The sequence below is a fragment of the Streptomyces qinglanensis genome, assembly GCF_900111245.1.
GTDB lineage: Bacteria > Actinomycetota > Actinomycetes > Streptomycetales > Streptomycetaceae > Streptomyces > Streptomyces qinglanensis.
The window spans coordinates 214,664-227,472 of sequence record NZ_FOGO01000011.1; the positions used below are offsets into that span (position 1 = coordinate 214,664).

The following is a 12,809-nucleotide window of genomic DNA, read 5'->3' on the forward strand; positions in this document are numbered from 1 at the left end:
CCTCTCTTTCGCGGCGGTGCGGTCCCCTTCGCGGGGTGCGGTCCCCTTCGCGGGGTGCGTTTCCCTTGCGGAGTGCGTTTCCCTTCGCGGGGTGCGTTTCCCCGTCTGTTGTTCGCCGGGTGCGGCTTCGTTGTCGGGGGCTTCGCCCCCGAGCCCCCGTTGTCCTCGCCGGACGGGCGTTGGGGCGGCTCCGCCCCCCAACAGCCCCCCGCTAGTGGGCTCCGCCCCCTAGGACCCCCAGCCGCACCCACGCAAGCCCTTGCGTACGTGTGTTCCGCGCCTTTCCTTTGGTCCGTCGGGTGCGGGAAGTTTCCTGATGCCGTCCCTCACAGCACAAGAGCGCTCCCGCAGTCGAAAGGCCCCCGGCGGTTGCCGGATACGGGAGGGGGAGGGAGAAGTTGTGGTGCCTGGGGGTTTCTAAGGGGGCGGAGCCCACTTAGCGGGGGGCCGTTGGGGGGCGGAGCCCCCCGACACGACCGCTCGGCGGCAGCCGAAGGACGACGGGGGCGTGCCCCCACAACGCAACGCACCCCGCGAAGGGGCTAGCCGAAGGGGCCAGGGGGCGTGCCCCCACGAAGCCAGGCCACCCGCGGAGGGGAACGGACCCCGCGAAGACGCCCCCCGCGAGGGGTTAGCGGGAGCGGGCTACCGTTACTTCGACGCGCTGGAACTCCTTGAGGTCGGAGTAGCCCGTGGTGGCCATGGCTCGGCGGAGTGCGCCGAAGAAGTTCATCGAACCGTCGGGAGTGTGCGAGGGGCCGAGCAGGACCTCTTCCATGGTGCCGACCGCGCCCAGGTCGACCCGGCGGCCGCGGGGGACGTCCTCGTGCACGGCCTCCATGCCCCAGTGGTGGCCCTTGCCGGGTGCGTCGGAGGCGCGGGCCAGCGGGGAGCCCATCATCACGGCGTCGGCGCCGCAGGCGACCGCCTTGGGCAGGTCGCCGGACCAGCCGACACCGCCGTCCGCGATGACATGCACATAGCGCCCGCCGGACTCGTCCAGGTAGTCGCGCCGGGCCGCGGCGACGTCGGCGACGGCGCTCGCCATCGGCACCTGGATGCCCAGCACGTTCCGCGTGGTGTGCGCGGCGCCTCCGCCGAAGCCGACGAGGACACCCGCGGCGCCGGTGCGCATCAGGTGCAGCGCTGCGGTGTAGGTGGCGCAGCCGCCGACGATGACCGGCACGTCCAGCTCGTAGATGAACTGCTTGAGGTTCAGTGGCTCGGCGGCGCCGGAGACGTGCTCGGCGGAGACCGTGGTGCCGCGGATGACGAACAGGTCCACGCCCGCGTCCACAACGGCCTTGGAGAACTGCGCCGTGCGCTGCGGCGACAGCGCGGCGGCGGTCACCACACCCGAGTCGCGGACCTCCTTGATCCGCTGCCCGATCAGCTCCTCCTTGATCGGCTCGGCGTAGATCTCCTGCATCCGCCGGTTGGCTGTCGCCTCGTCGAGTTCCCCGATCTCCTGCAGCAGCGGCTCCGGGTCCTCGTAGCGGGTCCACAGGCCCTCGAGGTTGAGTACGCCGAGGCCGCCCAGTTCTCCGATGCGGATGGCGGTACGCGGCGAGACGACCGAGTCCATGGGGGCGGCGAGGAACGGCAGCTCGAAGCGGTAGGCGTCGATCTGCCAGGCGATGGAGACCTCCTTCGGGTCGCGGGTGCGCCTGCTGGGCACCACCGCGATGTCGTCGAAGGCGTACGCCTGCCGCCCGCGCTTGCCGCGCCCGATCTCGATCTCAGTCACGTCTGCTGCCTCTCACTCTGGTGTGCCGCGGTCCAGTATCGCCGACACGCCGGAGCCCGCGGCTCCGGGAGGGCCGCGGGCTCGGGGACGGGGTCAGCTCCGGGAGTAGTTCGGAGCCTCGGTCGTCATCTGCACGTCGTGCGGGTGGCTCTCCTTGAGCCCGGCCGCGGTGATGCGGACGAAGCGCCCGCGGTCCTGCAGCTCGGGGACGGTGCGGCCGCCGACGTAGAACATGGACTGCTTCAGACCGCCGACGAGCTGGTGCACCACGGCGGCGAGCGGGCCGCGGTAGGCGACCTGGCCCTCGACGCCCTCGGGGATCAGCTTGTCGTCGCCGCTGACGCCCTCCTGGAAGTAGCGGTCCTTGGAGTAGGACTTGCTGTCGCCGCGGGTCTGCATCGCGCCGAGCGAGCCCATGCCGCGGTAGGACTTGAACTGCTTGCCGTTGATGAACAGCAGCTCGCCGGGCGACTCCTCGCAGCCCGCGAGCAGGCTGCCGAGCATCACCGTGTCGGCGCCCGCGACCAGGGCCTTGGCGATGTCGCCGCTGTACTGCAGGCCGCCGTCGCCGATGACCGGGACACCGGCCTCCCGCGCGGCCAGCGACGCCTCGTGGATGGCGGTGACCTGGGGGACGCCGATTCCGGCGACGACGCGGGTGGTGCAGATGGAGCCGGGGCCCACCCCGACCTTCACACCGTCGGCACCGGCGTCGATCAGCGCCTTGGCGCCGTCGCGGGTGGCGATGTTGCCGCCGACGACGTCGACGCGGGGATGGTTCGACTTGATCTTGGCGATCATGTCGGCGACGAGCCGCGAGTGGCCGTGCGCGGTGTCGACGACGACGAAGTCGACGCCCGCCTCGATCAGCGCCTGGGCCCGGTCGTAGGCGTCGCCCGCGACACCGACGGCGGCGCCGACGACCAGCCGGCCCTCGGCGTCCTTGGCGGCGTTCGGGTACTGCTCCGCCTTGACGAAGTCCTTGACGGTGATCAGGCCCTTGAGCGTGCCTCCGCCGTCCACCAGCGGCAGCTTCTCGATCTTGTGGCGGCGCAGCAGCTCCATCGCGGCGTCCCGCGAGATCCCGACCTCGCCGGTGACCAGCGGCATCGGCGTCATGACATCCCGCACCTGGCGGCTGCGGTCCAGCTCGAAGGCCATGTCCCGGTTGGTGACGATGCCCAGGAGCTTGCCCGCGGCGTCGGTGACCGGGACGCCGCTGATGCGGAACCGGCCGCACAGCGCGTCGGCCTCCTGGAGGGTGGCGTCGGGGCGGATGGTGATGGGGTCGGTGACCATCCCGGACTCGGACCGCTTGACCTGGTCGACCTGGTTGGCCTGGTCCTCGATCGAGAGGTTGCGGTGCAGCACGCCCACGCCGCCCTGCCGGGCCATCGCGATGGCCATCCGGCCTTCGGTGACCTTGTCCATGGCGGCGGACAACAGCGGCACGTTGACCCGTACGTTGCGCGAGACGTACGACGCGGTGTCGATGTCCTGCGGTGCCATGTCCGACTCGCCTGGCAGCAGCAGTACGTCGTCGTATGTCAGGCCCAGAGTGGCGAACTTTGCGGGCACTCCGTCGACGTTCTCAGTCATGACACCTTTCCCATGCTTGCCCCGGCCGGATGTCCATGCTAACGGGCCCGGACGGGTGAGCGGACCGCCTGTGGACAAGCTCCGGCCCTCGGGCGCCCGTGGGCGCGAGAGCCCCCGCGCACGTCGCTCACGTGCGGCGGAACTACTGCTCGGCCAGCGCCCGCAGCCGGCTGAGGGCCCGGTGCTGGGCGACGCGGACGGCTCCGGGTGACATTCCCAGCATCTGCCCGGTCTCCTCGGCCGTCAGCCCCACGGCGACCCGCAGCAGCACCAGCTCACGCTGGTGTTCGGGCAGGTTCGCCAGCAGCTTCTTGGCCCACTCCGCGTCGCTGCTGAGCAGCGCCCGCTCCTCGGGGCCGAGGGAGTCGTCGGGCCGCTCGGGCATCTCGTCCGAAGGCACGGCGGTGGAGCCGGGCCCGCGCATCGCGGCCCGCTGCAGATCGGCGACCTTGTGCTGGGCGATGGCCACGACGAATGCCTCGAACGGCTTGCCGGTGTCCCGGTAGCGCGGCAGCGCGCAGAGCACCGCGATGCAGACCTCCTGGGCGAGGTCGTCGACGAAGTGACGCGCGTCACCGGGCAGTCGGGTCAGCCGCGTGCGGCAGTACCGCACGGCCAGCGGGTGCACATGGGCGAGCAGATCGTGCGTGGCCTGGCTGTCGCCCTCGACAGCGCGCTGGACGAGCTTGCCGACCTTGGCGACCTCGGCCGCGTCCGCGGCCCCGGTCGGCGGCGGCCCGCTCTCGTCGTCGCGCATCGGTCCATGGTGCACCGACGCCGCGCGGTTCGCCGCACCGCGCTCGTAGAAGTGAGCCGAAGCGTTATGAGCAGGCGCACTGGCCCTCATGTCCACGCCCTCCCCTCACGCCTGACCGACAGGTCCCCGAGGAACTCCATACAACAAGCATGCGGCACGCGCGAGATTTCTTGGCAGCCGCGGGGGAAATCCGCGGGAACACCGGCCCGGCCGGGGCCGCCGTCCCACTCGCCGGCGACCGGTTCCGGGCGCGGACGAGCGGGCGGACGGGCGGCTGCTGTGCGCGGCGGGACGCGCTCGGACCTGCGGCCGGGAGGTGCCCCCGGCGGACACCCGGCACCAGGTCAGCGGACGAGGCCCCAGCGGAATCCGAGCGCCACCGCGTGCGCGCGGTCCGAGGCGCCGAGCTTCTTGAAGAGCCGCCTGGCGTGCGTCTTGACGGTGTCCTCCGAGAGGAAGAGCTCACGCCCGATCTCCGCGTTGGAGCGGCCGTGGCTCATGCCCTCCAGCACCTGGATCTCCCGCGCGGTGAGGGTCGGCGCCGCACCCATCTCGGCCGACCGCAGCCGTCGGGGGGCGAGCCGCCAGGTGGGGTCGGCCAGCGCCTGGGTGACGGTCGCGCGCAGCTCGGCGCGGGAGGCGTCCTTGTGCAGGTACCCGCGGGCGCCGGCCGCGACGGCCAGGGCGACGCCGTCGAGGTCCTCGGCCACCGTCAGCATGATGATGCGGGCGCCGGGGTCGGCGGAGAGCAGCCGCCGCACGGTCTCCACTCCGCCCAGGCCGGGCATCCGGACGTCCATCAGGATCAGGTCGGACCGGTCGGCGCCCCAGCGGCGGAGGACTTCCTCGCCGTTGGCCGCCGTCGTCACACGCTCGACGCCGGGCACGGTCGCGACCGCGCGGCGCAGGGCCTCTCGGGCGAGCGGGGAGTCGTCGCATACGAGGACGGATGTCATGGCCGCCCTCCGCTGCTGATGCGCATCACCTTGAGCCTCCAGGCTGCTTGAGAATCGTCACCTGCGCGATTGACGGCCGTGGAGGACTGCGCCCCGGGCCGGTTCCGAACCAATCGCTTTCGCTCTCTCAACGACGGTCACCCGAAAGAGTTACGGCTTCCAGCCGCCGTCCTCAGCACTCTACGTGAGCGTCCGTACACAGAGCAGCAACATCCCGGCTTTGCGGTGACCGACGCACCATTAATCCTGAAGTGCCCTATTCAGATGCATTACTTCCGTTTTGCGAGTTCGATCGCTAGATTCGCGAAAGAGTCATATTTACGCACGAGTGTCAGATCACCTCCAGCAGCACTCAGGAGAGACGCGATGGCAGACTTCTCCCGCCTTCCTGGACCCAACGCGGATCTGTGGGACTGGCAGCTTCTGGCCGCCTGCCGGGGGGTGGACAGTTCGCTGTTCTTCCACCCCGAGGGGGAGCGCGGCGCCGCCCGCAGTGCGCGGGAGGCGTCCGCCAAGGAGGTGTGCATGCGCTGCCCCGTGCGCGCCGAGTGCGCGGCGCACGCTCTCCAGGTGCGCGAGCCCTACGGGGTGTGGGGCGGGCTCACCGAGGACGAGCGCGAGGAGCTGCTGGGCCGGGCCCGGAACCGGCTGGTGACCACGCACGGCCCCGCGCAGGACGAGCGGCCGTCGGCGCCGGGAGGTGGGGCCGCTGGTCCGGGCGGTGCGGAGGCTCCGGACCGTACGGCCGCTCCCGGCGGTGCGGCCGAGCACGCCGCGGAACCGGTCGGCGAGATGTGAACGGAACCCCGCCCGGCCGACCGCCGACCGGGCACCGTGCGGTACCGAGGAACCCCGGACGCCGCGCGGAAACGTTCCCTCACGCGTCGCACACACCGTCCGGCCCGCCGCCCTCGCCGCCCCCGCCGCCCCCGCCGGGCGGGCCGGGCGGGCCGGGGGGGCCGGGCGGCGGTCAGCCGCGGGCCGCCGCGAGCCGGTCCAGCATCGCGGCGACGGCGGGCACCCGCGCGAGGTCGGGGAGCGTGAGCGCGACCACCTCGCGCTGCACGGCGGGCGCCACCCGGACCGCACGCGTCCCCCGCGGACGCACCGACTCCACAGCCAGCTCCGGCAGCACCGCGACCCCCAGCCCCGCACCGACCAGGCCCACCACCGCCGGGTAGTCGTCGGTCGCGAAGTCGATCCGGGGCGTGAACCCCGCCGCCTCGCACACCTGGACGAGGTGCCGGCGGCAGCGGGGGCAGCCCGCGATCCACGGCTCCTCGGCGAGGGTGCCGATACCGACCTCCTCCGCGTCCGCGAAGGGGTGGCCCTCCGGCACCAGCCCGACCAGCCGGTCGGTCAGCAGCGGCCGGACCACCAGGTCGTCCGCCTCCCAGTCCTCGGCCGCGACGTGCTCCCCCGGCACCGGGTCGTAGCGGAAGGCCAGCGCGATCTCGCAGTCCCCCGCCCGCAGCATCTCCACCGAGCGCGGCGGCTCCGCCTCCACCAGCGAGACCCGGGTGCCCGGGTGCGCGGCCCGCATCGCCGCGACGGCGGTGGGCACCAGCGTGGAGCTGCCGCTGGGGAAGGAGACCAGCCGCACCCGCCCGGCCCGCAGCCCGGCCAGCGCCGCCACCTCCTCCTCGGCTGCCGTCAGCCCCGCCAGGATCCCGGTGGCGTGCCGCACCAGCGCCTCACCCGCCTCGGTCGGCCGCATCTCGCGCCCCGTGCGCACCAGCAGCGGGGTGCCCGCGGCCGCCTCCAGCGCCTTCATCTGCTGGCTGACGGCGGGCTGCGTACAGCCCAGCTCGCGCGCCGCGGCGGAGAAGGAACCGGTTCGGGTGACCGCGCGCAGAACGCGCAGATGACGGGCCTCGATCATGCGCCCGAGCATAGGTGAGCATAAGCCTGCCTTGGGGATTGCCACCTGAACCGGCTCGCGGCTTGGGGTGCTCCTCGGTAGCCTCGGCCCATGGAGCTGCTTTCCGTGAACCTCGCCAAGCCCCACCGCTCGGAGCACACCGCCGCCGAAGGCGGTCTGACCGGCATCGACAAACGGCCCGTCGAGGGCGCCGTCAGCGTCACCGGCCCCGGCCCGCGCGGCACCGGGGGCAGCGGACTGGCCGGCGACACCATCGGCGATCTGCGCCACCACGGCGGCGAGGAGCAGGCGGTCTACGCCTTCGCCCGCGAAGAGCTGGACTTCTGGGAGGGCGAGCTGGGCCGCGCCCTGCCCAACGGCGTCTTCGGCGAGAACCTCACCACCCGCGGCGTCCCGGTGGACGACGCGCGCATCGGGGAGCGCTGGCAGCTCGGCGCGCCCGGCACCGGACCGCTGCTGGAGGTGTGCTCCATGCGGGTGCCCTGCCGCACCTTCGCCGGCTGGCTGAGCGAACAGGGCTGGGTCAAGCGGTTCACGAACCGGCGGATGCCCGGCGCCTACCTGCGGGTCGTCGAACCGGGCGAGGTGCGCGCGGGCGATCCCGTCACCGTCGTCCACCGCCCCGACCACGAGGTCTCGGTCAGCTTCGTGTTCCGCGCCCTGACCCGGGAACCCGAGCTGCTGCCGCGCGTGCTGGCGGCCGGCGAGGCGCTGGACCCGCAGGCGCGGGAGCACGCGCTGCGCCGCATCCCCGGCTGACGGACCGCCATCCCCCCGCTGACGGACCGCCATCCCCCGCTGACGGACCGCCATCCTCGGCTGACGGACCGCCACGACGCGGCGGCCGAACCGCGGTCGAGCCGAACCGCGGTCGAGTGGAGCCACCGTCCCGGCGGTGGCGCCGGGGTCCGGGCCGGCGGACCCCGTCCCGTCCTGGCGGCACGGCGCGTTCGTACGGGTGCCCTACCGTCGCCGAGGCGGCCGGACGGCGAACCCGCAGCAGTGCGGGGCCGATAGCGTGGCCGCATGACGACTGCACTGATTACGGGAGCCACCGCCGGTATCGGCGCCGCCTTCGCCCGGCGGCTCGCCGGCCGCGGCTACCACCTCGTGCTCGCCGCGCGGAACACCGACCGGCTCTGGCGGGAGGCGACCGAACTGCACGACCGGCACGGAGTGGAGGCCGACGTCGTCACCGCCGACCTGGCGACCGAGGAAGGCATCTCCGCGGTCGAGGACCGGCTGAACTCCCGGGAGCACCCCGTCGACCTGCTGGTCAACAACGCGGGGTTCGGCAACAAGGGCCGCTACCTGGAGGTGTCCGTCGCCGACGAGCTGACGATGCTCAAGGTGCACTGCGAAGCCGTGCTGCGGCTGACGTCGGCGGCGACCGCCTCCATGTGCGAACGGGGGCGCGGCGGGGTGATCAACGTCGCCTCCGTGGCAGCCTTCTTCCCCCGCGGCACCTACGGCGCCTCCAAGGCGTGGGTCACCCAGTTCACGCAGGGGGCCGCCAAGGATCTGGCCGGTCAGGGCGTGCGGCTGATGGCCCTGTGCCCCGGATTCGTCCGTACCGAGTTCCACGACCGGGCCGGGATGGACTCCACCGGCATTCCGCGGTGGATGTGGCTGGACGCGGACCAGGTGGTCGAGACGGCGCTGCAGGACCTCGCGCGCGGCAAGGTGCTGTCGGTCCCCGACCCCCGGTACAAGGCCCTGCTGGGCGCCTCCCGGCTCATCCCGCGCGGCGTGCTGGCCAAGGCGTCCTCGACCACGGGACGCAAGTACGGCCCGAAGTAGGGGCGGGCAGGACCCGCCGGGGGCCGCGAAAAGCAGCGAGGGCGCACCCCGCGACGGGGTGCGCCCTCACCGGACGGGGCGGGGTGCCTCAGTGGGCGTGCCCGTGGCCGTGGCCCGCGCCCGCGGCCTCGTCCTCCTCGGCCGGCTTCTCGACGACCAGCGTCTCGGTCGTCAGCAGCAGCGAGGCGATCGAGGCGGCGTTCTCCAGCGCGGAGCGCGTCACCTTCACCGGGTCGATGACACCGGCCTTGACCAGGTCGCCGTACTCGCTGGTGGCGGCGTTGAAGCCCTGGCCGGCCTCCAGCTCCGCGACCTTGGAGGTGATGACGTAGCCCTCCAGGCCCGCGTTCTCGGCGATCCAGCGCAGCGGCTCGACCGCGGCGCGGCGGACGGTGGCGACACCGGTCGCCTCGTCGCCCTCCTTGCCGAGGTTGCCCTCCAGCACCTTGACCGCGTGCACGAGCGAGGAGCCGCCGCCGGAGACGATGCCTTCCTCGACCGCCGCACGGGTCGCGGAGATCGCGTCCTCCAGGCGGTGCTTCTTCTCCTTCAGCTCGACCTCGGTGGCCGCGCCGACGCGGATCACGCAGACGCCGCCGGCCAGCTTGGCGAGGCGCTCCTGGAGCTTCTCGCGGTCCCAGTCGGAGTCGGTCGCCTCGATCTCGCCCTTGATCTGGGCGACGCGGCCCTGCACGTCCTCGGCCTTGCCCGCACCGTCGACGATCGTGGTGTCGTCCTTGGTGACGGTGACGCGGCGCGCGGAACCGAGCACGTCGAGACCGGCCTGGTCGAGCTTGAGGCCGACCTCCTCGGCGATGACGGTGGCGCCGGTGAGCGTCGCCATGTCGCCGAGCATCGCCTTGCGGCGGTCACCGAAGCCGGGCGCCTTGACGGCGACGGCGTTGAAGGTGCCGCGGATCTTGTTGACGACGAGGGTGGAGAGGGCCTCGCCCTCCACGTCCTCGGCGATGATCAGCAGCGGCTTGCTGGAGCCGGCCTGCATGACCTTCTCCAGCAGCGGCAGCAGGTCCTGGATGGAGCTGATCTTGCCCTGGTGGATCAGGATGTACGGGTCGTCGAGGACGGCCTCCATACGCTCCTGGTCGGTGACGAAGTACGGCGAGAGGTAGCCCTTGTCGAAGGCCATGCCCTCGGTGAAGTCCAGCTCCAGGCCGAAGGTCTGGGACTCCTCGACGGTGATGACGCCGTCCTTGCCGACCTTGTCCATCGCCTCGGCGATCAGCTCGCCGACCTGCTTGTCCTGCGCGGACAGAGCGGCGACGGAGGCGATGTCCTCCTTGGAGTCGATCGGGCGCGCGGTCTTGACCAGCTCGTCCGAGACGGCGGCGACCGCGGCGTCGATGCCCTTCTTCAGGGCGGCCGGGGAGGCACCTGCGGCGACGTTGCGCAGGCCCTCGCGGACCAGCGCCTGGGCCAGCACGGTGGCGGTGGTGGTGCCGTCACCCGCGATGTCGTTGGTCTTGGTCGCCACCTCCTTGAGGAGCTGGGCGCCCAGGTTCTCGTACGGGTCCTCGACCTCGACCTCACGGGCGATGGTGACGCCGTCGTTGGTGATGGTGGGGGCGCCGAACTTCTTGTCGATGACGACGTTGCGGCCCCGGGGGCCGATGGTCACCTTCACGGTGTCGGCGAGGTTGTTGACGCCCCGCTCAAGGGCGCGACGGGCGTCCTCGTCGAACTTCAGGATCTTCGCCATGGAAGCTGTTGTGTCCTCTCACACGTCTCGCACGTCTCGTACGCGCCCGTGTCGGCCCGTACGAGCCGCGCCCTGGTCCCTGCTACCTCGCACGAGGAGCGGGCACCAGGGCGCGTATCGACTGCACGCTGCGGCTTCGGGAAGCTGCCGCGTCCGTAGTCCGTACTGCTTCTCGCCGTACTACTTCTCGACGATCGCGAGAACGTCGCGGGCCGAGAGGACGAGGTAGTCCTCGCCGCTGTACTTCACCTCGGTGCCGCCGTACTTGCTGTAGAGCACGATGTCGCCGACGGACACGTCGAGCGGCAGGCGGTTGCCGTCCTCGAAGCGGCCCGGACCGACGGCCAGGACGGTGCCCTCCTGGGGCTTCTCCTTGGCGGTGTCCGGGATGACCAGGCCCGAGGCCGTGGTCTCTTCGGCGTCGAGCGGCTGGACCACGATGCGGTCCTCGAGCGGCTTGATGGCAACCTTGGAGCTGGCGGTCGTCACGATCCGACCTCCCCCTTCGGAGATCTCAATACGTCAAACTGAGGGCTTATGTCTGGAGTGGCGACCTGGTAGATCCGTCGTCGCGGGTGCCGGATCTGCCCGTCGCGTACTGCTGGCACTCACACGGGGAGAGTGCCAGGGTCGAGATTATGCCTGGCTTAGCACTCGGTCAAGCGGAGTGCTAGCCGCACCGGCTCGTGCCGAATCGGACGGGCGCTCCTCCCGCCCCCGCTCGGCGGCCCGCGCCCCCTTCCGCGCCCGTCAGCCCGCGGCTTCCAGCAGCGCCTCGGCTCGCCCGACGGCCTGCACGAGAGCCTCCGGCTCCGGCTCCAGGCCGCCGATCAACGCGTCGAAGCCGCGGAGCCCGGCCCGGGTGAGCAGCCGCTTCTCGTTGGTGATCCACTCGCCGCGCGCGGCGAGCACGGCGCGGCCCGCACCACCTGCGCCGCCGCGGTCGCCTGTCGCGCGGAGGCACCCTGCGCGCCCGCACGGAGAGGATGCGCCCGCACGGAGAGGAACGGGGAGGAGCGGTGTCAGGGCTCGGGGCCCGGGCGCCGGGCACGGCGTGTCGTCAGTTCACGCCGTACTTCACGCCGTACTTCACGCCGCCGACCCTACGCCTGCGCGGCCCGGCGCACAGGGTGCGGGAGCGGCGCGGGACAATGGCCGGGTGGATCGTGAGGTGTTCGCGGAGCTGCTCTCCGACGAGGGGCAGGCGCTGCTGCGGGAGGTACAGGGGGTCGAGCCCGCACAGGAGCTCGCCGTGGCGACGCGGCTGCGGCAACGGCACGAACCCGCGCTGGTGTCGGCGGCCCTGGCGCAGAGCCGGTTGCGCGCCCGCGCCGAGGCGAAGTTCGGCCCCGCCGACGCGCACGCCCTCTACTTCACCGCGGACGGACTCGAACAGGCCACCCGCACCCCGGTCGCCGGGCACCGTGCCCGCCGGATGCGCAGCCTCGGCGTCCGCAGCGCCGTGGACCTGTGCTGCGGTATCGGCGCCGACGCGCTGGCGCTGGCCCGGGAGGGCATCCGGGTGCTGGCCGTCGACCGCTCGCCGCTCACCTGCGCGGTGGCCCGCGCCAACGCCGCGGCCCTGGGGCTCGCGGACCTGGTCGAGGTGCGGTGCGCCGACGTCACCGAGGTGGACACCGGCGGCTGGGACGCGCTCTTCGCCGACCCGGCCCGCCGCACCGGGCGGGGCCGGGTCTTCGATCCGGAGGGCTACTCGCCGCCGCTGAGCTGGGCCGTGCGGACGGCGCTGGCCGCGCCCCTGGCCGCGCTGAAGGTGGCGCCCGGCATCCCGCACGAGGCGGTACCCGCGGAGGCGGAGGCGGAGTGGGTCTCCTGCGGCGGCGACGTCAAGGAGGCGGTGCTGTGGTTCGGCGGCGGCCGGACGGGCACCGGCGGGGTGCGGGCCACGCTGCTGCCCGCCGGGGAGACCCTGGCCGGTGAGGGGCTGCCCGACCCGGAGGTGGGGCCGGTGGGCCGGTATCTCTACGAGCCGGACGGCGCGGTGGTCCGCGCCCACCTGGTCGCCGAGCTGGCCCAGCGGGTGGCGGGGCGGCTGATCGACCCGACGATCGCGTACGTGACCACCGACGCGGTGCACCCGACGCCGTTCGCGACCGGGTACGAGATCACCGACGCGCTGCCGTTCAACGTCAAGAAGCTGCGCGCCCTGCTGCGGGAGCGCGGCGTGGGTGTCGTCACCGTCAAGAAGCGCGGCTCGGCGGTCGAACCGGAGGAGCTGCGCCGGAAGCTGAAACTGGACCCGAAGGCGGCGCCCGGCTCCTGCACCGTCTTCCTCACCCGGATCGCGGGCGCACCCAGCATGCTGCTCGGGCATCCGCTGGCCTGATCCG

At 72.6% G+C, this 12,809-nt stretch carries 11 protein-coding genes and 1 pseudogene; 4 read left to right on the forward strand and 8 right to left on the reverse strand.

The genetic code is table 11. The features are described from left to right. Window positions 1–631 precede the first annotated feature (631 nt). From BMX65_RS22510 to BMX65_RS22525, 4 genes are all read right to left on the reverse strand, one after another. A complete protein-coding gene (locus tag BMX65_RS22510; protein ID WP_075002166.1) occupies window positions 632–1,747 on the reverse strand; it encodes a GuaB3 family IMP dehydrogenase-related protein in 1,116 nt (371 codons plus the stop codon). A 93-nt stretch (window positions 1,748–1,840) separates the two neighbouring features. Further along, window positions 1,841–3,346 (reverse strand): IMP dehydrogenase, encoded by a 1,506-nt coding sequence (gene guaB / locus BMX65_RS22515; RefSeq protein WP_075002167.1) that lies wholly within the window; start codon window positions 3,344–3,346, stop codon window positions 1,841–1,843. 142 nt (window positions 3,347–3,488) lie between these two features. Continuing rightward, window positions 3,489–4,103, reverse strand: a complete 615-nt coding sequence (locus BMX65_RS22520) for a sigma-70 family RNA polymerase sigma factor (RefSeq protein ID WP_239502078.1) — start codon at window positions 4,101–4,103, stop codon at window positions 3,489–3,491. Between the two features lie 344 nt (window positions 4,104–4,447). After that, on the reverse strand, window positions 4,448–5,059 hold the full coding sequence (locus BMX65_RS22525) for a response regulator transcription factor (RefSeq protein WP_003948568.1): 612 nt from the start codon (window positions 5,057–5,059) through the stop codon (window positions 4,448–4,450). A 366-nt stretch (window positions 5,060–5,425) separates the two neighbouring features. On the opposite strand from BMX65_RS22525, the gene BMX65_RS33995 reads away from it, so the two are divergent. Continuing rightward, entirely contained in the window at window positions 5,426–5,857 is a 432-nt protein-coding gene (locus tag BMX65_RS33995; protein WP_075002169.1) for a WhiB family transcriptional regulator, read from the forward strand. Window positions 5,858–6,029: 172 nt separating this feature from the next. On the opposite strand, the gene BMX65_RS22535 is transcribed toward BMX65_RS33995, so the two are convergent. Continuing rightward, window positions 6,030–6,941, reverse strand: coding sequence for a LysR family transcriptional regulator (locus tag BMX65_RS22535; protein ID WP_075002232.1), 912 nt, complete (start codon window positions 6,939–6,941; stop codon window positions 6,030–6,032). Between the two features lie 90 nt (window positions 6,942–7,031). Here BMX65_RS22535 and BMX65_RS22540 point away from each other — a divergent pair, with 90 nt between their 5' ends. Both BMX65_RS22540 and BMX65_RS22545 read left to right on the forward strand, forming a co-directional pair. Continuing rightward, the gene (locus BMX65_RS22540) at window positions 7,032–7,700 is read left to right on the forward strand and encodes an MOSC domain-containing protein (protein WP_075002170.1); all 669 of its coding nucleotides are present in this window, start codon (window positions 7,032–7,034) and stop codon (window positions 7,698–7,700) included. 267 nt (window positions 7,701–7,967) lie between these two features. After that, entirely contained in the window at window positions 7,968–8,741 is a 774-nt protein-coding gene (locus BMX65_RS22545; RefSeq protein WP_075002171.1) for an SDR family NAD(P)-dependent oxidoreductase, read from the forward strand. An 88-nt stretch (window positions 8,742–8,829) separates the two neighbouring features. Here BMX65_RS22545 and groL read toward each other — a convergent pair whose 3' ends face one another. The 3 genes and pseudogenes from groL to BMX65_RS22560 all read right to left on the reverse strand — a co-directional run. Further along, a complete protein-coding gene (gene groL, locus BMX65_RS22550; RefSeq protein ID WP_075002172.1) occupies window positions 8,830–10,458 on the reverse strand; it encodes a chaperonin GroEL in 1,629 nt (542 codons plus the stop codon). A 180-nt stretch (window positions 10,459–10,638) separates the two neighbouring features. Further along, on the reverse strand, window positions 10,639–10,947 hold the full coding sequence (groES, locus tag BMX65_RS22555) for a co-chaperone GroES (RefSeq protein WP_019354894.1): 309 nt from the start codon (window positions 10,945–10,947) through the stop codon (window positions 10,639–10,641). A gap of 261 nt (window positions 10,948–11,208) precedes the next feature. Then, window positions 11,209–11,376, reverse strand: a pseudogene (locus BMX65_RS22560) (nucleotidyltransferase domain-containing protein); the annotation flags it as partial. Between the two features lie 241 nt (window positions 11,377–11,617). Here BMX65_RS22560 and BMX65_RS22565 point away from each other — a divergent pair. Then, on the forward strand, window positions 11,618–12,805 hold the full coding sequence (locus tag BMX65_RS22565) for a class I SAM-dependent methyltransferase (RefSeq protein ID WP_075002173.1): 1,188 nt from the start codon (window positions 11,618–11,620) through the stop codon (window positions 12,803–12,805). The last annotated feature ends 4 nt before the right edge of the window (window positions 12,806–12,809 follow it).